This is a genomic window from Oculatella sp. LEGE 06141 (assembly GCF_015207605.1).
Classification (GTDB): domain Bacteria; phylum Cyanobacteriota; class Cyanobacteriia; order Elainellales; family Elainellaceae; genus Oculatella.
Genome location: NZ_JADEWO010000010.1, coordinates 23,523 through 44,814 on the forward strand (window position 1 = coordinate 23,523; position 21,292 = coordinate 44,814).

The following is a 21,292-nucleotide window of genomic DNA, read 5'->3' on the forward strand; positions in this document are numbered from 1 at the left end:
TGCCGGATACCGTTCAACTATCGGGTGAAATCAGCACCATTGCTTGACGGATGATATCGTTTTGATCAACGAGCTGTTCTAACTCTTCGGGTGTGTATCGCCCTTCTTCAACGTCTAGGGATGCAGAGTTAATCGCTAACGGAAAGGCTTCTTCTAACGTCAATCTCAATTCTTCTGCTGGGAGATATACGCCACCAGCTCGACGGCGCTTGTTCTTGTTTTTAATTTCCAGGGCTGAATTACGAATGGAGATTTCCCAAGAACGAGTTGTACGCTTTTCAGCTTGCTGTTTGATTAGATGCAGCAGTAGAACGACCGCATAACTGCGAATGTTATTGATTTTGTCATCCCGACTCATCTCTTCTAATTCTTCGACGATCGCCAATGCTCCAACAACATCGCCTTGCAACAACAACGATTTGAGGTCGAGTAGTTCTTCCATGCCCCGAATCTCGATTTGGGATAGTTTTATTGTGGCGTATTCAATTACCGTGAGGGGCGATCGCCCCCTTAATACAATAAGGGGCAATCATTCGTGATCATCGCTGTTCATGACTTTTCTCAAATATTCCAGACTTTGGCGGGTGCTAATTGTATCCGGATGATTGGCTCCTAGAAGGCGATCGCACATCTCTAAAGCCTGAATCAATAAAGGCTCCGCTTCGGCAAAACGGTGCTGGTAGCAATAAAGCACTGCCAGATTATTCATACTGGCAGCGACAGCGGGATGCTCCTCCCCTAACAGGCCACGTCTCAAGTCCAACGCTTGCACATAGAGCGGTTCTGCTTCTCCATATCGCCCTTGCGACCCGTATAACCCTGCCAGATTATTCATACTGGTGGCGACATCGGGATGCTCCTCCCCTAACAGGCCACGATATAAGTCCAACGCTTGCACATAGAGCGGTTCTGCTTCTCCATATCGCCCTTGCGACCCGTATAACCCTGCCAGATTATTCATACTGGTGGCGACATCGGGATGCTCCTCCCCTAACAGGCCACGTCTCAAGTCCAACGCTTGCACATAGAGCGGTTCTGCTTCTCCATATCGCCCTTGCGACTTGTATAACACTGCCAGACTATTCATACTGGTGGCGACATAGGGATGCTCCTCCCCTAACAGGCGACGATATAAGTCCAACGCTTGCACATACAGCGGTTCTGCTTCTCCATATCGCCCTTGCGACTCGTATAACACTGCCAGATCATTCATACTGGTGGCGACATCGGGATGCTCCTCCCCTAACAGGCCACGATTTAAGTCCAACGCTTGCACATACAGCGGTTCTGCTTCTCCATATCGCCCTTGCGACTCGTATAACCCTGCCAGATTATTCATACTGGCAGCGACATCGGGATGCTCCTCCCCTAACAGGCCACGTCTCAAGTCCAACGCTTGCACATACAGCGGTTCTGCTTCTCCATATCGCCCTTGCGACTCGTATAACCCTGCCAGATTATTCATACTGGCAGCGACATCGGGATGCTCCTCCCCTAACAGGCCACGTCTCAAGTCCAACGCTTGCACCAAGAGCGGTTCTGCTTCACGATAAAGCCCCTGTTCCTTTAGCAAAACACCTGTTCGATTCAACAAGAATGCTTTATTTTCAGACTCAACAGCATCGGAGGCATCTAAAGCCATCAGGATATGGTTCAAGAATCGATCGCACCGTCCCCAGTTCTCAAACTCTTGAGGATTAGGAAATACCTTTGCCAGTGTGTTGATCGATCGATCCACCCACACCCGTTGAGTCGCTTCATCCATTTCTGCCTTCAGCACCTCTTGCACCAGGCGATGAATGTTGAACGTCTTGGTTTGGGGCTTGTAGGCCATTAAGGAAAAGCGGGTTGCTTCTTTGATCACTTTGTCAAATTCCAGGCGGCGGCTGGCAGAGGCACTGAGGCGATCGCCCAATTCTGCGGCACCTGCCGTAAAAATCTCTTCAGGAATCGCATCGGGTGCCAAAAACGCGCACACTCGAATTAAATCCGCCGCCGCCAAACTGCGTTCTTCGACTCGGCTAAAGGCCAATGAGAACGTCACCGTGACGCAGGGATGGTCATCCACCACCAACTCGCCCCGATCGGTCAGCAGAGCCGTTTTCTCGTCTCGATATAGCTCCAGATATCCATCCAGGCTAGACGGCGTTTCCTCAATGTAGGCACCCGCCTGATCCAGCGCCAGCGGCAATCCGTCCATTTCTCGGCAAATGGTTTCTGCTAGAGTGCGATCGCCCTGATCGGTTTCCGCAAAAGCCACTTGCTCCGAAACTAACTTGGCACGTCGCAGCAGAAACAGTGCGCCTTCTTCCAGCGACATTCTGTTTAGCTCAATTTGAGGCATCCTTCCCGTAGCCTGAGCCGTACTCGTCAACAGAATATGTCCTCGATTGCCCTTTGGCAAAAACTCCTGGACGAGTTTCAAATCATCCGCATTATCCAGAATCAACAACCAGTCCGAATGCGTTGCCAACCACTGCCTTACGGTCGCCACAATCACGTTATGGTCTGGTTCTCGGCTAATGGACAACTGTAATTCTGAGGCGATCTCCACCCACCCCGAAATCAACTCCTCTCGCGTCTCGGCTCTGACCCAGAACACAAACCCATAGTCATAGCGATAGCGATGGGCAAATTCGATCGCCGTTTGGGTTTTGCCCACCCCACGCATTCCGCATAACGCCGCTGTCCTGCTTTTAGCAAATGTCTCCTGGATGTCCTGCAACACCGCGTCTCGTCCCGTAAAAAAGGGATTGCGATCGTGCGGTACTGCCCAAACGTTCGGCTCTGTTGGGAATGCAATGGGATTAGAGTCTGCTGGTTTCGCATCGCCCGGAAAAATAGTTTTTTGAGCAGGCTTCGCCCGGTCTTTCAGCGCACTTAAGATGTCCTGCTGCGCCTCTGCTTCTGAACGCCCGACCAAATCCACATAAACGATCGGCTTCAATAACCCTTCCGGCGTACACTCTTCTACCCGAATCGGAATCAGTTTGCGCTGTAAGCCTTGCGGATCGTCCACAAAAGCCGCTGCCCACTCAGGTTGTGTGTATTCTGCATTGAGATAAGCATGGGACAGAATGGCGATCGTCTTTTCCGTTTCTCTTGCAGCACGGTGCATATCCAAAACAAAGTTGCCACCCGGACGAAAATCCCAGGCTTGGATGATCAGCGAATATCCGGCAGCTTCCAGCGTCCACGCCACCCACTCCGCCCACTGGCGATCGGCTCTGTTGTAGCTGATGAAAAAGTTCTTCGGATCTACTGGTTCCGCATTGCTCATATCAGAGGGGGCGATCGCATCATTCGACCGTTATACCCCCTTTCTGCTGAACCCCACTGCCATCTACACCCCTGCATCCAATTACGGCACCAACCCAGCCATGTAAAATCTACCCTGCTGCACTGTGCATCTTAATTGCTAACGATAAACTGGAAGAAATATGAAGTTAAGTTAAGAGATTAAATGGAAACCATTTCTCAACCCGAAACAATCAAACTCGGCTCCAATGGCCCTGCCGTCCCTCCTTTGGGAATTGGAACATGGGCATGGGGCGACAAACTGTTTTGGAACTACGGCAAAGACTACGACGAGGCGCAGCTTCGAGACGCATTTAATGCTGCTCTAGCGGCTGGAGTCAACTTTTTCGATACCGCCGAGATCTACGGATTTGGCGAATCCGAGAAGCTACTCGGCCAATTCATCAAAGAGGTCAATCAGCCCGTTCAAATTGCAACCAAATACATTCCATTACCGTGGCGGTTTTCGGGCGATGCCGTTGCCGAAGCGCTCTCCGCCAGCCTCAAACGGCTGCAATTGCCCAGCGTGCCGCTGTATCAAGTTCACATGCCCTTCGACTTTTTTATGGGGCAAGAAACGCTAATGAACGCCCTGGCCGATGAAGTCCAGCAAGGCCGAATCGGGGCGATCGGCGTTAGCAACTACTCAGCAGAGCAAATGCGAAAAGCCTATGACCTGCTAGCAAAACGAGGCGTTCCTTTAGCGGTCAACCAGATGCAATACTCCTTGCTGGGGCGAAGCATTGAGAAAAATGGGGTAATGGATGCCGCCCGTGAATTGGGCATTACCATCCTGGCCTACAGTCCCCTCTCTCAAGGCTTGCTCACCGGAAAATATACGCCAGAAAATTACACGGCTCCCACAGGTGCCCGCCAAATTGACCCTCGCTTTAGCCGCAGCGGTTTAGAGAAGATCGCACCTGTTGTTAACCTCCTAACCCAGATTGGCCAAAAGCATGGCCGCACACCTGCCCAGGTTGCGCTTAACTGGTTGGTGGCGCAAGGAAATGTGATTCCGATTCCAGGAGCCAAAAACGCGAGTCAGGCTAAACAAAACGCCGGTGCGATCGGTTGGCGGCTTGATGCCGAAGATGTAGCACAGTTGGATGTTGCCACCCAAACCTTGAATTCGTAACTGAGCCGTCGGGGCGTTTCTTACAGCCATTTTCATTTGCATTCACCACACTCCAAACCCTACAGCCCACCCCCATCCTGGCGAGACTGTGGCTTACTTGATTGAGAACTGCTGTAAAAATGCCCCGAACCCTCTAGCACTTTAGCGATCGCCCTTCACTCAATCACCACACCCAGCCATTCTGTTAAATACGATCGCAACTCCTGTGTAAACTGATCTCGCTGGCTAAATCGTTCCGTACGAGTCGGTTTGCGTTCTTCATCTAGCGTCCAGCCATAATCGCTGCTGAGGCGCAGTTTGTTCTGCCAATCGGCAATCGACACCACCAGTTGCGGTGCAGGGCTGTTGTCATACTCGTGAACACGAAACACATAGTTAAACGTGTTTTGTTTCGCCGCTGCCACCGTTGACGGTTGACCCAACTTTGCAGCAAGGCGCGATCGCATTTGTTCGACCAGATCGGGATTCCCCACATCCTCCAACGTTCTGACGGCTAACGTCAGCGCAAAATAAAACTCTTCAACCGGAACAAATTCTAACCGCATAGCTTCACTGCCACTCATCACCATGCATCATTGTCTCTTGCTTCAGCCTCTTCACCCCATTTCAGTGAAACTGTCGATGCTAAGCAAAATTTCTAAGGGCATCCTAGCCACAGAATTATCAGGAAGTTTAGGGTGCAGACGCTATGTGGACAGCAAAACACAGCCTTCGTCACCGCTTAAAACCTCGCGCGATCGCCATACCCATTAGAGTCCAGGGATTTACCTTAATTGAACTGCTTACGGTCGTCACGGTTGTTGGCGCATTGGCGGCGATCGCCGCTCCCAGTTGGTTAGCCATGCTCAATGCACAACGCCTCAATTCGGCACAAGACCGGGTTTATCAGGTCATGCGGCAGGCACAAATTGAAGCCAGCAATCGCTCTATCGACTGGGAGGCAGGCTTTCGCGAAAACAATGGCATCGTGGAAGTCGCCACTTTTTCGGCCAATACTCTTCCGGTTCACGCGGCCTGGACATCATTGGCAAGCGGCATCCAGATCGATCCCGCAGAAACAACGTTGGCTCAAACCAATGGAGTGTATCGCATTCAATTCAACTCCAAAGGCCAAAGCAACGGCCAAATTGGGCGGCTCACGCTTCAAGTGGAGAATGGAGGCGGAATGCGACGCTGTGTCTATGTTTCTACTATTTTAGGAACATTGCGAAAAGCCGCTAATCGGCCAACGCCCGAGGCCGACGGAAAATATTGCTATTAGAACCATGCGCTGGATGCCCTACTCTCTGCCGTTAGTTTGGCGGCAAATCAAGGGACAACATTTGATCGATCATGGCCTCCTGAACCGCAGCGTTAGCGTCTGCCGGGGGTGGAGATGGGGCAATTGAAGAATCGCTGGTGGGAAATGGCGATTGCATCTCCGGCAGCGCATCCAGCGGCAGATCGTTCGCCTGGGGTATCGGTTGCGCTTCTATTGCCTGGGCGATCGCCCGTAACCGTCTCGATTGATCGTGGGTAATGCCAGAGGTTGTGTTGCCCAATCCAGGAGCGTTCCACCGTCCGGTATCAGGATTAAGATACGAGCGAGTCCGCGCCCACAATACCGCATCAGTACCGCTGAGTCCCATATCACGCGCTTGCTTCAGCCGATCGACATACCCACCTCGGCTCAGTGCCGCCCGAGGCGATTGGTTGGCCAGGTCAATGCCGTTCAGCTCCTCTTCTACCGTCATGGTAACACCCTGCGCCGCTGCTTTTTGCCGCAGCGTTTGCGCCTGCTGACGTAGACGCATCAACTGTTTCACATCCGCGTCTTCGGGCGATCGCGCCCCGTGCTGATAGGAGAAGGTGCCTAAGTTCCAGGCTCGGTTTCCCGGATCAACATGTCCGCCATAGGCTTGTGTTTTGCCACCATCCGGTGTGCGTGTGCCTTCAGCACTGCCAACCGCCCTTGCCACTAGCGAATCAGAATTACCCACGAACATGGCTTCCAGGTCGGCTGGAACGGGTAGCAGTGGGGAGGACGGCAGAACGGCAGGTGGGGCTGCGGCCTGGTGGGGCGAGGGAGATGAAACCGAGGCGGCGATCGCCCCCGGATCAAAATTCAAAATGTCTGAAGAGCCTGAAGAGTCTGAAGAGCCTGAAGAAGCAGGTGGTTCTACTGCCGCAATGCGCCGTTCTGGTTCAGCATCGGGCAGAGCCGCAGCCGTTGCTTTTACGGTAGGGGGCGGGGGCAATTCCGCTAACGCTCGCGCATCAGACGAGCCTTTGGGAATGTTGCCAGCCGTGGACGGAATTTCTAACGGTTTGATATTAGCTAGCGAGGCCGTCCCGGAGCCATCTTGCGCTAAAGAGTTCGATGCCGGGGCGATCGCATCATCCACCGCATCAGCCGATGAACTGGATGATAAATCGAAGCTAAGCGCCATCGAACTAGCGTCTGTTGCTTTAGCGGCAGGGGCAACGCCCAGGGCGATCGCAACAAAACCAACCGCGACCCAATAATAGTGTTTTAAATCAATCATGGCTTCCTCAAGGTTCGTTCTAAAATGCTGGTTGAAGGTTCTACCAATGCCCACTGGCCGCTGGGCTGTCGGCGCAAGACAGCCACCTGAAGCAATGTGCTGTTTCCAATCGCTTCGCCTTCACGCACATCGCCAAACCGAGATCGTTGAATGCCGCAAAGCCTGATCAAATAGGCCGGAACCTGCGAACTGGAAAAAAAAACGCAGTCCGTTGCGTGCGGTTCTACTGTGCCGTCAAACGGGGCATAGACACGGTTCCCTTTGACCTGAACGGAAATGTCGCCCAAGCCGCTCACAATTCGGTGGCCTGCGATCGAGTGTCCCGGTTGCAGTTGCCAGGTTTGTTCAATCTGAAGCGTGCGGGGTGGATGGTTCGGTTGGGCTTGCGTACACCCCATGCTGGTCAGCAAGAGTGCGATCGCCCAACCCAGATTTGCTCGGCGTTTCATTGGCCAAACCAGTACAAAACAGCGGCAGGTAGCAAATGGGATGCGCCTATCGCTTAAAGCTGAAGTCATATCCGGCGTATTCGCCATTCTCGTAGAGAATAATGAACCAGGTTTGGGGGTCAAACTCCAGCGGATACGCCTCCCGTTCGGCCATCACATTGGCTCGTACCTCGACGCTGGGCAACACGCAGTAAGGCTCACTCACTACGTTCTGCACGGTGGCCTTGCTGCTGCGTTCTGGAATATCGAGCAACCGAGACAATTCCGAACGGGATAGAACCGATTGCCGCTGCACTATTGTTTGACACACATCAGCAACGGGTTCTGGTCGAAAAACGGTTCGCAAATCAACCAGCAACCCCACGATCGCCAGCATCGATCCGCCTGCAATCAAGTAGGTGGCACTGGGAGGATGACCAGCAGCCCTGCGGCGAGACGGGCGAGACGATCGAGACGGACGAGACGGGGAAGAATATGAATTAGGACGATTCATCTCAGCACTCCCTCCGGGCTAGCCATAGACAGAACGCAACCACTCCGAGCCAGCCAACGCCTAGCATGATGGTCATAGCCGACCTCCTATTAGCAACCCCAGCATCAGCAAGACAGAGCGATATCCCAAAATCAAGCTCATCTGCGGCATCAATGTGGAGAGATAGGCGGCGGCGATCGCTGGTGCAATTAGCAACAGCACAACGGGCAGCCAGAAGGGGGAGGAAGCCGTTAACAACACACCAAGGCTGAGGCGAACCGCGGCAGCGGCTCCCATCCAGGCGATCGCCTCGGCAAGGGCATTAACAAATCCAGATGGGGGATGCAGCCATCCCTGCCAATCTGTCTTGAACGAATCAGTGGTTCTATCAACCCGATTGGACTGAATCTTGCTGGAGGGAGCTTGTCTGGTGTACATGTCGGTTTTACTCCTGGATAGGCAAATAGATACGCATGGATACGCAAACGCAAACTTCGATCGGCCTGGCCTGACTGCCTTGAGCCATGCAGTCGCCGCCAAACACCATCTGAAGCCTGTTCAAGATAGGGGTTAAAGGGATGGAAAGGTGATATTCTGCTGTTCGTAACGAGGCTGAATCACGCTATAAGAGTGGAACCCAGCAAAAACTGAAGCTGAACTCGGCAAGCTCTGCCGTTATCCGCTGTTTGGCTGATAGGTGTACTATCTTATTGGTACACATGTACTATAAAGCAAGTTGGAAAAAACGTCACGTCGTTCTTAACCGTTTTCTTAATGTTTTTAGAAATCCTTTTTGGTGGCGATCGCCGGAGCGTATAAATGCAGAGTCGTTTTCCGCATTGGGCAGGGCTTCGTCAAGGGGCAACGCCCTATTTGTTTCTGTTTCCCGCTTTGCTCATCCTGGGGTTAACCGTCTTTTACCCTGCCCTGCAAGCCTTTTTCCTGAGCTTTACCGAGTACGAGTACGACATTACGCAACCCCCGCAGTGGATTGGGCTGGATAACTTTCAGCGGTTGCTGGCCGATCAGGTATTTTGGAAAACCCTGGGTAATACGGTGCTTTACCTGATTGGCGTTGTGCCGGTACTGGTAGTACTGCCGCTAGGGTTAGCTATTCTGGTTAACCAGGCTTTGCCAGGCGTTCGCTGGTTCCGGGCGGCGTACTATACCCCTGTTGTCATTTCAATGGTGGTGGCTGGCATTGCGTGGCGGTGGCTCTATGCCGAAACCGGATTGCTAAACCAACTGCTGCGCTGGCTGCACCTGTCCTCAGACGGCATTCCCTGGCTTACCAGCCCCAGTCTCTCCCTCTACAGCGTGATGGTGGTCACCATTTGGAAGGGATTGGGCTACTACATGGTGATCTATTTGGCGGGGCTGCAAGCTATTCCTGCCGATTTATATGAGGCTGCGGCGATCGACGGCTCAGACGGCTGGCAAAAGCATTTAGATATCACCGTGCCATTAATGAGTCCCTATCTATTTTTGGTGGCGGTGATCTCTTCTATTTCAGCCACCAAGGTGTTTGAAGAAGTTTACATCATGACGCAAGGGGGGCCGCTCAACAGCTCCAAAACCATTGTGTACTACGTCTACGAGCTTGCCTTTCAGGAGTTGGAAATTAGCTACGCCTGTTCCATTGGCCTGGTGCTGTTTTTGTTGATTTTGAGCTTGTCTATGCTGCGGCTGGCTCTGAACCGTCAAGCGACGATCCTCAACTGATTCTAGAATTGAAGAAAGGCTCGTTCGAGCGCGAAACCGCCTTTGATCCAGGTGAAACGGGTGAAACCGTCTACCACTGGTCTGTACACTGTATCCTCACTGAATGCCCTATGCCTCCTCGTTGGCCTCGTCAACCCGATCGCAACGACCCTGCTTACCGTAAGCTCGACGACCGGATGAATTTTGCCATGCATGTCGCTATTTTTGCGGCAACCAACTCTGGACTTTGGTTCTTTCGGTTATTTCAGTACCACGACTGGACCTGGACGGTTTGGGTCACTGGGGTCTGGTTAGGAGCTTTGCTGGCTCATGCCGTTTATATTTTTGCGATCGCCGACTACTCGCCTGTAACGGCATCGGGCAAATTGCCCAACAAATCAACGTAACTCTGTCTTGAGTAGGGCGATCGCACGGCTACAACTGGCTCAAACTAAGTTGGCTGGGCATCGCCTGTTTGCATTCAGCCCTTTGTAAAAAACTTTTTTAGTACCTTAACAAGCCAATTATGACGTACTCCTCTACATCAGAAGCGATCGAAGCCCTGGCGGCGGAGATTGGCGATAACGTTTACATGGACATTGCCAAGTGGCATCTGTATCTACGAGATGCCCACCTGCATACGGCTCTGGCCGAAAAACTTTACCCTCTGTTGGGGAAAGGCACGCTCAATGAAGATCAGGTCGAAGGTGTTTTAAAGGGGATTTCCGTGAAATTGGGCGGCGGCAAACGTGAAGTGCCGCTGGTGGATTTGTTGCCGATGCAGTCCCAGGTTCACTTAATGGATACGATCGAAGAGTATCAACGCAATCTCTAAAGTATCTCTAAAGTCTGATCGTGAATGTAGCACTGCATTAGCCGTTCCTCGTCTATCTACTACAATCTCTTTCATCGTCTGTGAGGTAATGCATGTCATTACCTCATTCCGTTTGAGACTGGCTTCACCGTTTCCGATGCCTGTGGTTTTCAGGCGATCGCGGATCTATACAGCTTGCAGTCGATTGTTCGGTCTAGATATCGGTGGTTTAGTCAAGGACACAGGGTCATAGCCAAACGTGTTAACGATGGCTGGGTGCAGTACAGTACCGCATATCCAAACCCGCTTGAAGACAGCCAACAAGGAGCATACACATCAATGGTCAAGGGGAGGTTAGAGGCGTTCAGCGATGGCGTGATCGCCATCATCATCACCATCATGGTGCTGGAGTTGAGAGCGCCTCACGAAGCGGCTTTAGCGGCACTGCGTCCGCTCATTCCAGTATTTCTAAGTTACGTATTGAGTTTTATTTATCTCGGTATCTATTGGAATAACCACCATCACCTGCTACAGGCGGCTCGGCATGTCAATGGTTCCGTCTTGTGGGCTAATCTGCATCTGCTGTTCTGGCTGTCGCTGATTCCGTTTGTCACGGCATGGATGGGCGAAAACCGCTTCGCAGCCTTGCCAGTTGCCCTCTATGGCACAGTGCTGTTGTGCAATGCGATCGCTTACTTCATCCTGGCGCGCAGGCTGATTGCTTGCCACGGCAAGGATTCTGCGTTGGCGATCGCCCTGGGTCGAGACTTTAAAGGCAAAGTATCAGTGGTCATTTATGCCGTAGCCATTCTGCTTTCCTTTGCCAACTCGTGGTTGGCCTGTCTGTTATACACTCTTGTTGCGGTGATGTGGCTCATCCCCGATCGCCGCATCGAGAGGGCAATTATTCCTTAAAAGCGATTCCCGCAGCAAAGACTAGCGATGGTTGACCACAATTGGTCTACATTTAGCCCTCTCGTCTGAAGAAGCGCTGACGCAAACGACCGACCAGCATATCAACCTCCGGTAAGTTAAGCCGGGTCGATAAGAGAGCAAAAACAGCCAGACCCACCAGGCTCGATGCGCCCAACTGAAGGAGTTGCACCAGAAACCCTTCCGTTCCCAAAAGCCGTTCGCAGCCTTGCAGCGTTCCCCAACAGGCAATTCCTGCCAGGACGCTAATTCCCGTCAGTTGCAGCGTTGGCAGGCTCCAGTCTCGCCACGGGAGGCCGTTGAGTTTGCGATCGAGCAACACCAGAAGGGCGATCGTTGAAATAAGATTGACCCCCACCGTAGCCAGCACCAAACCGGGGGCACCCAGCGGCCCAACCAGCACATAATCCAGCACCCCATTAATCACAATGTTGATGATGCTGATGCGAAACGGCGTTTCACCGTCGCCCAAGGCATAAAAAACCCGCACCAAAACATCCCGCCCCAAGTAGAAAAACATGCCAATGCCGTAGGCGATCAACACAGGGGTCACAATTTGAGACGCATCTTCATCGAATGCAAACCGCTCATAGATGACTCGCACAATCGGAAAGGCAAGCGTGATCATGATGGCACTGAGCGGCAGCATGGTGAGCGCCGTTAAAAATAGCCCCTGCCGAATCCGCACCTTTAACTCGTCCCATTGGGCTGGCTCGGCCAGACGCGAAAAAATGGGCAAAAAGGGCACCAAAATCACATTAGAGACAATACCCAGCGGCGTTTGCACCAGTAGATTGGCGTAGGTTAGCGCTGAGATTGCCCCCGGAATCGCTGAAGCAAAAAACAAGTCAGTATAGACATTGACCTGCAACATTCCCGACGACAGCGTGGCTGGCCCCATAATCCGCACTACTTCTTGCACACCGGGACGGCGGAAGTTGAACCGCAATCGCAATGTTCCTAAGCCCGATCGCCACTGTGCCGGAATTTGCACCAACCATTGCAGCACCGCTCCAGCCAACGTGCCCCACGCTAAAACCAGGCCACCGAGCAGCGCATACTCTGGTGCGGTAATTTCTGGCCCCAGTTGCAGCGCCAGCACCACTAAGCCAATCAATACTGTAACGCTAGACAGCAGCGGACTGATGGACGGCAACCAGTAGTGATCTGCCGCATTGAGGCTGCCAAAACCAATACCGATCAGTCCGGCAAACAGCGCCATCGGTGCCATGATGCGAAACTGCTGGATGGCGATCGCCCGACTCACCAACCCTTCCGGCGTTTCGCTAAATCCGCGAGCCACCAGGTCAATCAGCGGAGCCGCAAAGACCACCAACAGCACCGTCACCAGCAGCAGCAGTAAGCCCACCAGCGTTGTAATGGTTTCAACCAGCGGCGCAATCTCTTCTTTTTTGCGCCTTGACACCACACTGACGATCGCGCTATGGAAGGGGCCATTGATGCCCCCCAGGATGATCAAGAAGAACCCTGGAATAATCGACGCAGCATTATAGGCATCCACTACCGGGCCAACACCAAAGGCAGCGGCGATCGCCTGCTGCCGCACCAGCCCAAAGATTTTACTGATCAGCGTGGCGGCGGCCACAATGCCAGCAATGCCAGCCAGGGAGCGAGTCGGCTTTTGTGAATTAGACGGTTTAGCCACAGAATCACCAGCACGTTAATGTTGCCTCAACCGGCATTCGCAACCAGTGATTGATCAGACAAATCATGGCTGAATACACAATCTAAGCTTCACTATTTAACCCTGGATGGTTCAGAATTGGACACCATAAATCCAAAACACAGCCAAAGAGCCGAATCACGCTAAACTAACAAACGGTCAAGTCAAACGGTCAAGTGCGCTTCAATTTTTTCACACACTCCGGCTACCCAGTCTAAAACGCCCCTAATGTCTGATTGGTTTTATCCCTACCCAACGCTTTATCCCGGTGTGCTGGTCAACCGCTATAAACGCTTCTTTGCCGATATCACCCTCGACACAGGCGAGCTAATTACAGCCCACTGCCCTAACACTGGCCCTATGACTGGCATTTGCACCCTGGGGAGCCGCGTTTGGGTGTCGCGCAGCAATAACCCAAAGCGCAAACTGGCTTACACCTGGGAACTGATTGAAGTTAACGACAACGAACCCACATGGGCTGGAGTCAACACAGCCTTGCCCAATCGGGTGATCAAATCGGCGTTAGAAGCAAACCTGTTTCCCGAATTGGGAGCCTATAGCCAGGTGCGGGGAGAAGTTTGCTATGGCGAAAAGTGCCGGGTCGATTTTTTACTGCAAGCCGACAACCAGGCTCTCACCTATGTAGAGGTGAAGAACACGACCTGGGTACAGGGCGCAGTTGCTTTGTTTCCAGATACCGTCACCACTCGCGGCCAAAAGCATCTTCTGGAACTGACCGCCCTGCTACCGACAGCGCGATCGGTCATGCTGTACTTCATCAATCGGGGAGACTGCGCCTATTTTGCCCCTGGCGAAAGCGCCGACCCAGTTTATGCCCGTTTACTGCGAGAGGCGATCGCTCTCGGTTTAACAGTGCTGCCCTGCCGCTTCGACGTTACCCCCACTGGGCTTCGCTATTTGGGCTTAGCCGAACTAAAAATCTGACCGATGCCCAGTCTTTCCCTTTCCTCTGGTGCTGAATCACAGTGGAAGGATTGCGTTACGATCTGGGTTGAGTTTTTCACGTGAAACCATGACATTCAAGACAGGTAACTAACTTTAAGCCCAATAGCGCTGAAGGTTATGGTTTCATCTGCTTTGTAATGCAAGTTTTAACGAGAGAGGAGACCAATTCAATGAATCCGGCTGATGTAAATTGTGCGGTTGATTGCGTTAATGGCTGCATGTTGGGCGACCAGTGCCCCAAGAAAGAATATGGAGCGCAAGCGTCCAAGTTCATTTCAGAAACATCATTAGATGACATGCTGGCGATCGCAGAAGAAGCCATTCGTAAAAAAGCAACGCAGCCGCCCCAGTGGGTTTTTCCAGAGGACGGAATCCCCCCACGGGATGAACCGACATAAGGAATGCCAACCTGAAACTGCACCCAATGTCCATCGTCAAGCCCGGCATTACTCACCATCGGTTTTGCTTAACAGAGGTAAGTTACTGCAACGCAATTTGCATCATCTCAACCCTATAAAACAGTAAGTTAACCACCTGTTGTTCCACGACTATTCCGCAAAATGCTGCCCGATTGAACCGAAGCAACTGATGTAAACTATCCGTTAGATAGGACGTTAAATATCTTTACGGCAGTTGCAAAAGCTCAAACGTTTGCTAAGCATTGCTACTAAGTTTGTGCTGTAATAAGGCACGGGTTGACGTTTTCGGGTTAGCTTAATCAGCACTAACGCTAGTTTGTCGGTGAATTTGAGGAGTGATTCTGCGAGAGAAACAAGTTGCAACGGCCTTGATCAAGCACTTGATCCCGAAATCTAAAAACTAGTTTAAAAACAGACCCGTGCGGTTTCTTTAGGTAACTGGTAGCCACAACAGCACAAGTGTATCAATGCTACGATTGCCACAGAAGAAAAAAGAGGAAATAGTTTAAGGACGAAGCACTACATGGTAGAGGAAATTGATAAGTCAATATCCTTTGATGGACGGGATATTAGGCTGAAAGTGGGTCTGCTTGCACCCCAAGCAGGCGGTTCGGTGTTAGTTCAATCAGGAGACACCGCTGTTTTTGTCACCGCGACACGAGCCTCTGGACGGGAAGGCATTGATTTTTTACCCCTGCTAGTAGATTACGAAGAAAGACTCTATGCAGCAGGACGAATTCCAGGAGGATTTCTGCGACGAGAAGGGCGTCCGCCTGAGAAGGCCACGCTGGTGAGCCGCTTGATCGACCGCCCGATGAGACCGCTATTTCCATCCTGGTTGCGAGACGACATTCAAATCGTAGCGACAACGCTATCGATGGATGAACAGGTACCCCCAGATGTTCTGGCGGTAACGGGTGCATCGATCGCTACATTGTTAGCAAAGATTCCATTTCAAGGACCAATGGCAGCCGTGCGCGTCGGTTTGGTTGGCGATGATTTCATCATTAACCCCACCTACAGCGAAATCGAATCGGGTGATCTGGATCTGGTGGTGGCTGGTTCCCCGGATGGGGTCATTATGGTGGAAGCCGGAGCAAATCAACTGCCTGAGCAAGACATCATTGAAGCGATCGACTTTGGTTACGAAGCCGTACGAGATCTAATCAAAGCACAGCAAGATTTAATCGCCGAATTAGGAATTGAAATGGTGCAAGAAGCACCACCAGAAGTCGATACGACACTGGAGCAGTTCATCAGCGAACGGGTAACCGACTCGGTTAAAAAAGTGCTGGCTCACTTTGAGTACACCAAGGGCGAACGGGATGCGGCTTTAGACGAAATTAAAGAGGCGATCGCCGCAGAGATTGCCGAGCGTCCCGAAACCGATCCGGCTCATATGGCGGCAGCGGCTGACCCTAAAGCCCTCGGCAATACGTTTAAGAGCATCACCAAAAAGCTAATGCGCCGCCAAATTGTCGAAGATGGTGTGCGGGTAGATGGTCGCAAACTGGATGAGGTACGGAAAATTACTTGCCGCACCAAGGTTTTGCCATCTCGCGTCCACGGTAGCGGCCTGTTTCAGCGCGAGCTGACCCAGGTGCTGTCGGTGGTGACGTTAGGAACTCCCGGCGATGCTCAGGCGTTGGATGACCTGCATCCTGACGAACAAAAACGGTATCTGCATCATTACAACTTCCCGCCTTACTCGGTTGGGGAAACCCGACCAATGCGATCGCCCGGTCGTCGAGAAATTGGTCACGGGGCGCTGGCTGAACGGGCGATCGTTCCCGTCTTGCCTCCCAAAGAAACCTTCCCTTACGTAATTCGGGTGGTTTCTGAAGTGCTGTCCTCCAACGGTTCCACCTCAATGGGTTCCGTTTGCGGTTCTACCCTCTCTCTGATGGATGCGGGTGTACCTATCCTGAAGCCCGTGAGCGGTGCTGCAATGGGGTTAATCAAGGAAGGCGATGAAGTTCGCATTCTGACCGACATCCAGGGCATTGAGGACTTTCTGGGCGACATGGATTTCAAAGTCGCTGGCACCGACAGCGGCATCACGGCGCTTCAGATGGATATGAAAATCACCGGATTGCCAATTAAGGTAATCGCGGATGCGATTCATCAAGCCAAATCGGCTCGGATGCACATCCTCGAAAAGATGTTGGCGACCATCGACCAGCCCAATCCAGACCTGTCTCCCTACGCGCCGCGCCTGCTGACCATCAAGATCGACCCCGACTTGATTGGCATGATCATTGGTCCCGGTGGTAAAACCATCAAGGGGATTACAGAACAAACCGGAGCCAAGGTTGACATCGAAGATGACGGTACGGTGACGATCTCAGCCGTTGAAGGTGAAAAAGCCAAGCAAGCGCGTGCCATTATCGAAGGCATGACGAAAAAACTCAGCGCTGGCGATGTGTTTGCGGGTCGCGTGACGCGCATTATTCCCATCGGCGCGTTTGTTGAGTTTCTTCCCGGCAAGGAAGGCATGATCCACATCTCGCAACTGGCCGACTATCGAGTGGGCAAGGTTGAAGATGAAGTCGCGATCGGCGATGAAGTGATTGTTAAAGTCCGAGAAATCGACGGTCGAGGACGAATTAACCTGACCCGTTTGGGCATTCACCCAGACGAAGCCGCTGCTGCCCGTGAAGCAGCCGCAACCTGATCAGTTGTTAGCCACACTGCATTAGTACCCTGCATTAGGAGTTAGGGAAATTAGCGCGGATTTTGCCCGGTTGAGCGTTGGGTATTCCACCTCTAACCCTCCACCTTCAAAATTCATCCCTACTCCTAGGCTCCTTTCTGAGTCAGTGGCTAGCCAATCAGTCCATTTTGTCGAATGACCTTGCTGCATTAACCTCACGGTACTCAGTAGTTGGCTTCCGTTGTATGGGCAGGTCTATTCTCACCGCCAATGAGGTAGGTTGTACAATAAGGTTCAGAACGGCACTGTCCAGAGGTGCCAAGCTTTCAAGACCAGGCTTTTTCTGCTGCTAGTAACACTCTGTGTTGTCTTCAACAGACTGTTAACTACCCAAACCGCACATGAATTTTGACCGATCGAGACATTCATCTATTTCTCTAATGGGACGGTCTGCATCTGCGAATAGGCTTTGTTTGCTGGAGTAAGCGGGCACAAAATTTCTTGGCACCGTACCAACGAGGCGTGCTTTGCGCTTGTAATCACCCGAGCAGGCTTTGCAGAACCCCATCGTTTAGCGGCATGGCTGCTCCCAACGCTAAAGATGCAAAAGCGTGAGCCTGTTTCTCCAATCGTTTTTGTTGCAGCGAAGTTGAGAGATTGTAACTTGCATGGCAATTCTACACGGTAGCTGGCTTCTTCATCCCCACGATCGCGCCAACGGTGCATCTCAACCAGATGGATACACCAGCGTAAACGGTAGCGTAAACGGTACAGACCGTTGCTTCTTTATCTGGGGTGAAACATGGCGCAGGATTGATGCCGTTAACGATATTGCTCAACCAAATGCCGTCCTGCCCCATCCCTTTGCGATGACGCTGGAGGAACTGACTGCTTTTCTGTACCCATTACAGCAGGCCGGTCAAATCAAATGGGCGGTTGCCGACCTGCCGCTGGTGGCAGCCAATGCGTCCAGAGCATCAGCCAAACGTGCCAGCAAGGGCAAATCGTCACAGCGAGGGGCATCTAGCCAGACCCTGGAGGTTGAAGCGACCTCAACCCATTCGTCTACCAGGCCGTTAGCCCGCTGGCGATCGCTCACGTTAACGCTGCCCACGTACCGTTTGCCCTCCAGCCTGATGAACGAGGACTCGGCGGATACAGCAAACAGCCCGGTTGCAACCACAGACGGCGACTCCAGCGCAGAGTCGCCCGTGATGGCGATTCCCCAACATTCTGCCGCTCAAGTATTAGAACCGTCCAATGAGGCGTCTGCGTCATCGCTGGCGCTGCAACCCTGGCAAGTTTACGGCATTTGCCTCACCCCGCTTGAGGCCACTCAATTATTGCAAGCATTACCCCTGAGTTCAGTGACCGCCGAAGATTCGTGGCTGGGGGGTGATCTGCGCTTCTGGTCGCATGTGTCGCGGTGGCAGCTAGATTTATTAGCGCGAGCCAAGTTTTTGCCCGTGCTGGAGCATCCAACCCCAGACAGCACGATCGCCCATTGGCAAGCCTTAATGGACAGTGCTACCGACCAAACGCGGTTAGAGTACTTTGCCCGCCATATGCCTGCCGCCTGTCGCACCTATCAAAACGCGATCGACCCGGTGGCGGTGGCCGATTCGGAGCAGGCCAGTTTTCTAAGCCCACCTGCCCTGCTGCTCGACTTTTTGCATCACACCACCGATGCCCAAATTCGAGCAGCGATCGCCTCTAGCCCGATTCCACCCACCCAATTTCCCAAGGATGTGCCGCTGCGCGAGTGGCTACAGGCATTGGGGGCAGAAGCCAGCGCTTTGCCGCAAAACCGTTCGACCGAACTGGTTGCCCCCCCGGAACCGTTGGAACACCTTGAAGCAACGCTGTCTGTCTGGATTGCACCGCTACAGCATCAGCTTACCCAGCAGTTAGTCTCGTTTCGGACGTGCTTTGTTTTGCAGCCACCGGCTGTTGCCAAACAGGCCGACTGGACGTTGGAATATTATCTGCAAGCCACCTACGATCCTGATTTTCTGGTTGGTGCCCGCACGATCTGGAGCAATCCGGTGGATCGGCTGATGTATCAGGGGCGATCGATCGATCATCCTCAGGAAACGCTTCTGGCTGGATTAGGGCTGGCCTCTCGCCTTTATCCCGTGCTGGAACCCAGCCTGCAAACGCAACAACCAGAGTCGTGCTACCTGTCACCGCTCCAGGTTTACGAATTTATTCGGACAACGGCCTGGAAACTGCAAGACAGCGGTTTTGGTGTTGTGTTGCCGCCGAGCTTAGCCAACCAGCAAGGGTGGGCAAATCGCCTGGGGTTGCGAATCAAAGCCGAGCCACCCGCCAACAAAAAGCAGCGGTTGGGTTTGCAAAGCTTGCTGAACTTTAAATGGGAACTCACCATTGGCGGGCAGCGATTGTCGAAAGCCGAGTTCGATCGCCTTGTTGCGCTCAATACACCGCTGGTCGAAATTAACGGCGAGTGGGTGGAACTGCGCCCGCAAGATATCAAAGCGGCTCAGGCGTTTTTTGAAAACCGCAAAGACCAGCGATCGCTCTCCCTGGAAGATGCGCTGCGGATCAGCACGGGCGATACGCAGATGATTGAAAAACTGCCCGTACTGAACTTTGAGGCATCCGGCTCGCTGCAAGAGCTGATCAACACCCTCACCACGGGCAACCAGAGCGTGGAATCGATTGAGATTCCCCAGGGTTTTCGCGGCGAACTGCGTCCTTATCAGGTGCGGGGCGTGTCGTGGTTGGCGTTTCTGGAGCGATGGGGCTTAGGAGCCTGTCTGGCAGATGATATGGGTCTGGGTAAAACGATTCAGCTCATTGCCCTATTGCTGCATCTGCAAGAAAAGGAAGGGTTAGACCAACCGACGCTCTTGATCTGCCCCACATCGGTGCTGGGAAACTGGGAGCGGGAGGTAAAACGCTTTGGCCCCAGTCTTAAGGTGTTGGTGCATCACGGTGATAAGCGATCGCAGGGCAAAGCCTTCGCCAAAACGGTGAAAGGACTGCATCTGGTGATTACCAGTTATGCGCTGGTATATCGAGATGCCAAGGATCTAAAAAGTGTTTCCTGGCAGGGCGTGGTTGTGGACGAAGCGCAAAATATTAAAAATCCAGAGGCAAAACAGTCGCAAGCGGTGCGAGAACTGGATGCCCAATTTCACATTGCCCTAACCGGCACCCCAATCGAAAATCGCCTGTCGGAGCTATGGTCGATTCTCGACTTCCTCAACCCTGGATATTTGGGACCACGCAACTTCTTTCAGCGGCGTTTTGCCGTGCCGATTGAACGGTATGGCGATACCGCTTCGCTGCACACGCTGCGATCGCTGGTTCAACCCTTTATCCTGCGTCGGTTAAAAACCGATCGCGACATCATCCAGGACTTGCCCGAGAAACAGGAGATGACGGTGTTCTGCGGCCTCTCAGCCGAGCAGGCCGCACTGTATCAAAAGCTAGTAGACCACTCCCTGAGCGAAATCGAGTCGGCTGAAGGCATTCAGCGACACGGCATGATTTTGGCACTGCTGACCAAGCTCAAGCAGGTGTGCAACCATCCAACGCTGTTCAAACCGGGTAAAACCAACGCCGCCGATCACAACAGCTCGAGCGAGGTCTCAACCCTACCCTCCATTGAGCAGGGAGAAGGTCCCCAGGCTCCATCCTTTCGCAACCTGTCGGGCAAACTGCAACGGCTAGAGGAAATGCTAGAAGAGGTGCTGGCAGAGGGCGATCGCTGCTTGATCTTTACCCAGTTTGCGGAGTGGGGCAAACTGCTGCAAGCTTACCTGCAACACAAGTTTGAGCGGCAAGTGCTGTTTCTGTATGGCAGCACGTCTAAGAAGCAGCGAGAAGAAATGATCGATCGCTTCCAAAACGACCCGCAAGGGCCACGAATCTTTATCCTCTCGCTGAAAGCAGGCGGTGTTGGCCTTAACCTCACCCGCGCCAATCATGTCTTTCACTTCGATCGCTGGTGGAATCCGGCGGTTGAAAATCAGGCAACCGATCGCGTCTTTCGCATCGGTCAAACTCGCAACGTTCAGGTTCACAAATTTGTCTGTACCGGAACCCTGGAAGAACGCATCCACGAATTGATCGAGAGCAAAAAAGCTCTGTCTGAGCAGGTTGTAGGAGCCGGGGAAAACTGGCTCACCGATTTTGATACCGAACAACTGCGAAACCTGCTGTTGCTCGATCGCGCCGCTGTCATGGATGAAGAAGCTTAGCCGAGGTACCCACAC

Annotated in this window: 18 protein-coding genes; 10 read left to right on the forward strand and 8 right to left on the reverse strand. The window is 52.6% G+C overall.

All coding sequences use genetic code 11. The features are described from left to right. Positions 1–13 precede the first annotated feature (13 nt). Positions 14–442: a DUF29 family protein gene (locus IQ268_RS09540; protein WP_193878051.1), complete on the reverse strand. Its 429-nt coding sequence runs from the start codon at positions 440–442 to the stop codon at positions 14–16. An 87-nt stretch (positions 443–529) separates the two neighbouring features. Then, complete coding sequence (gene fxsT, locus IQ268_RS09545; protein ID WP_228035228.1) at positions 530–3,280, reverse strand: FxSxx-COOH system tetratricopeptide repeat protein; 2,751 nt, start codon at positions 3,278–3,280, stop codon at positions 530–532. A gap of 183 nt (positions 3,281–3,463) precedes the next feature. Between fxsT and IQ268_RS09550 the strand changes: the two genes are divergently transcribed. Continuing rightward, on the forward strand, positions 3,464–4,432 hold the full coding sequence (locus IQ268_RS09550) for an aldo/keto reductase (protein WP_193877854.1): 969 nt from the start codon (positions 3,464–3,466) through the stop codon (positions 4,430–4,432). Between the two features lie 155 nt (positions 4,433–4,587). Here the strand turns inward: IQ268_RS09550 and IQ268_RS09555 are convergent, their stop codons facing one another. Further along, entirely contained in the window at positions 4,588–4,977 is a 390-nt protein-coding gene (locus tag IQ268_RS09555; protein WP_193878055.1) for a hypothetical protein, read from the reverse strand. 143 nt (positions 4,978–5,120) lie between these two features. Here IQ268_RS09555 and IQ268_RS09560 point away from each other — a divergent pair, with 143 nt between their 5' ends. Then, on the forward strand, positions 5,121–5,693 hold the full coding sequence (locus IQ268_RS09560; protein ID WP_193877856.1) for a Tfp pilus assembly protein FimT/FimU: 573 nt from the start codon (positions 5,121–5,123) through the stop codon (positions 5,691–5,693). Positions 5,694–5,724: 31 nt separating this feature from the next. Here the strand turns inward: IQ268_RS09560 and IQ268_RS09565 are convergent, their stop codons facing one another. The 4 genes from IQ268_RS09565 to IQ268_RS09580 form a co-directional block, all read right to left on the reverse strand. Further along, positions 5,725–6,957: a hypothetical protein gene (locus IQ268_RS09565; RefSeq protein WP_193877858.1), complete on the reverse strand. Its 1,233-nt coding sequence runs from the start codon at positions 6,955–6,957 to the stop codon at positions 5,725–5,727. Beyond that, positions 6,954–7,406 (reverse strand): hypothetical protein, encoded by a 453-nt coding sequence (locus IQ268_RS09570; RefSeq protein WP_193877860.1) that lies wholly within the window; start codon positions 7,404–7,406, stop codon positions 6,954–6,956. The genes IQ268_RS09565 and IQ268_RS09570 overlap by 4 nt, the downstream gene beginning before the upstream one ends. A gap of 46 nt (positions 7,407–7,452) precedes the next feature. Next, complete coding sequence (locus IQ268_RS09575) at positions 7,453–7,899, reverse strand: hypothetical protein (protein WP_228035230.1); 447 nt, start codon at positions 7,897–7,899, stop codon at positions 7,453–7,455. Between the two features lie 72 nt (positions 7,900–7,971). Further along, positions 7,972–8,316 (reverse strand): hypothetical protein, encoded by a 345-nt coding sequence (locus tag IQ268_RS09580; RefSeq protein ID WP_193877862.1) that lies wholly within the window; start codon positions 8,314–8,316, stop codon positions 7,972–7,974. Between the two features lie 381 nt (positions 8,317–8,697). Here IQ268_RS09580 and IQ268_RS09585 point away from each other — a divergent pair, with 381 nt between their 5' ends. From IQ268_RS09585 to IQ268_RS09600, 4 genes are all read left to right on the forward strand, one after another. Continuing rightward, a complete protein-coding gene (locus tag IQ268_RS09585) occupies positions 8,698–9,600 on the forward strand; it encodes a carbohydrate ABC transporter permease (protein WP_193877864.1) in 903 nt (300 codons plus the stop codon). Between the two features lie 110 nt (positions 9,601–9,710). Continuing rightward, complete coding sequence (locus IQ268_RS09590) at positions 9,711–9,986, forward strand: 2TM domain-containing protein (RefSeq protein ID WP_193877866.1); 276 nt, start codon at positions 9,711–9,713, stop codon at positions 9,984–9,986. A 119-nt stretch (positions 9,987–10,105) separates the two neighbouring features. Next, positions 10,106–10,414 carry a DUF3181 family protein gene (locus IQ268_RS09595; protein ID WP_193877868.1) on the forward strand — a complete coding sequence of 103 codons (309 nt, stop codon included), beginning with the start codon at positions 10,106–10,108 and terminating at the stop codon, positions 10,412–10,414. A 318-nt stretch (positions 10,415–10,732) separates the two neighbouring features. Next, positions 10,733–11,308, forward strand: coding sequence for a TMEM175 family protein (locus IQ268_RS09600; protein ID WP_193877870.1), 576 nt, complete (start codon positions 10,733–10,735; stop codon positions 11,306–11,308). Positions 11,309–11,360: 52 nt separating this feature from the next. Here the strand turns inward: IQ268_RS09600 and murJ are convergent, their stop codons facing one another. Continuing rightward, positions 11,361–12,992: a murein biosynthesis integral membrane protein MurJ gene (murJ, locus tag IQ268_RS09605; RefSeq protein ID WP_193877872.1), complete on the reverse strand. Its 1,632-nt coding sequence runs from the start codon at positions 12,990–12,992 to the stop codon at positions 11,361–11,363. A 246-nt stretch (positions 12,993–13,238) separates the two neighbouring features. Between murJ and sfsA the strand changes: the two genes are divergently transcribed. The 4 genes from sfsA (at position 13,239) to IQ268_RS09625 (ending at position 21,277) form a co-directional block, all read left to right on the forward strand. After that, positions 13,239–13,955 (forward strand): DNA/RNA nuclease SfsA, encoded by a 717-nt coding sequence (sfsA, locus tag IQ268_RS09610; RefSeq protein WP_193877874.1) that lies wholly within the window; start codon positions 13,239–13,241, stop codon positions 13,953–13,955. Between the two features lie 191 nt (positions 13,956–14,146). Continuing rightward, entirely contained in the window at positions 14,147–14,374 is a 228-nt protein-coding gene (locus IQ268_RS09615) for a hypothetical protein (RefSeq protein ID WP_193877877.1), read from the forward strand. Between the two features lie 544 nt (positions 14,375–14,918). Then, positions 14,919–17,069 carry a polyribonucleotide nucleotidyltransferase gene (locus IQ268_RS09620; RefSeq protein ID WP_193877879.1) on the forward strand — a complete coding sequence of 717 codons (2,151 nt, stop codon included), beginning with the start codon at positions 14,919–14,921 and terminating at the stop codon, positions 17,067–17,069. 647 nt (positions 17,070–17,716) lie between these two features. Continuing rightward, positions 17,717–21,277 carry a DEAD/DEAH box helicase gene (locus IQ268_RS09625; protein WP_193877881.1) on the forward strand — a complete coding sequence of 1,187 codons (3,561 nt, stop codon included), beginning with the start codon at positions 17,717–17,719 and terminating at the stop codon, positions 21,275–21,277. The last annotated feature ends 15 nt before the right edge of the window (positions 21,278–21,292 follow it).

What these genes read in the sequence shown, in the direction of transcription:
- IQ268_RS09555 (WP_193878055.1), bottom strand. Translation starts at nt 4,977, where the DNA reads ATGCGGTTAGAATTTGTTCCGGTTGAAGAGTTTTATTTTGCGCTGACG.
- IQ268_RS09585 (WP_193877864.1), top strand. Translation starts at nt 8,698, where the DNA reads ATGCAGAGTCGTTTTCCGCATTGGGCAGGGCTTCGTCAAGGGGCAACG.
- sfsA (WP_193877874.1), top strand. Translation starts at nt 13,239, where the DNA reads ATGTCTGATTGGTTTTATCCCTACCCAACGCTTTATCCCGGTGTGCTG.
- IQ268_RS09625 (WP_193877881.1), top strand. Translation starts at nt 17,717, where the DNA reads ATGGCAATTCTACACGGTAGCTGGCTTCTTCATCCCCACGATCGCGCC.
- fxsT (WP_228035228.1), bottom strand. Translation starts at nt 3,280, where the DNA reads ATGAGCAATGCGGAACCAGTAGATCCGAAGAACTTTTTCATCAGCTAC.
- IQ268_RS09575 (WP_228035230.1), bottom strand. Translation starts at nt 7,899, where the DNA reads ATGAATCGTCCTAATTCATATTCTTCCCCGTCTCGTCCGTCTCGATCG.
- IQ268_RS09620 (WP_193877879.1), top strand. Translation starts at nt 14,919, where the DNA reads ATGGTAGAGGAAATTGATAAGTCAATATCCTTTGATGGACGGGATATT.
- IQ268_RS09560 (WP_193877856.1), top strand. Translation starts at nt 5,121, where the DNA reads ATGTGGACAGCAAAACACAGCCTTCGTCACCGCTTAAAACCTCGCGCG.
- IQ268_RS09595 (WP_193877868.1), top strand. Translation starts at nt 10,106, where the DNA reads ATGACGTACTCCTCTACATCAGAAGCGATCGAAGCCCTGGCGGCGGAG.
- IQ268_RS09570 (WP_193877860.1), bottom strand. Translation starts at nt 7,406, where the DNA reads ATGAAACGCCGAGCAAATCTGGGTTGGGCGATCGCACTCTTGCTGACC.
- IQ268_RS09615 (WP_193877877.1), top strand. Translation starts at nt 14,147, where the DNA reads ATGAATCCGGCTGATGTAAATTGTGCGGTTGATTGCGTTAATGGCTGC.
- IQ268_RS09550 (WP_193877854.1), top strand. Translation starts at nt 3,464, where the DNA reads ATGGAAACCATTTCTCAACCCGAAACAATCAAACTCGGCTCCAATGGC.
- IQ268_RS09580 (WP_193877862.1), bottom strand. Translation starts at nt 8,316, where the DNA reads ATGTACACCAGACAAGCTCCCTCCAGCAAGATTCAGTCCAATCGGGTT.
- IQ268_RS09600 (WP_193877870.1), top strand. Translation starts at nt 10,733, where the DNA reads ATGGTCAAGGGGAGGTTAGAGGCGTTCAGCGATGGCGTGATCGCCATC.
- IQ268_RS09590 (WP_193877866.1), top strand. Translation starts at nt 9,711, where the DNA reads ATGCCTCCTCGTTGGCCTCGTCAACCCGATCGCAACGACCCTGCTTAC.
- IQ268_RS09540 (WP_193878051.1), bottom strand. Translation starts at nt 442, where the DNA reads ATGGAAGAACTACTCGACCTCAAATCGTTGTTGTTGCAAGGCGATGTT.
- IQ268_RS09565 (WP_193877858.1), bottom strand. Translation starts at nt 6,957, where the DNA reads ATGATTGATTTAAAACACTATTATTGGGTCGCGGTTGGTTTTGTTGCG.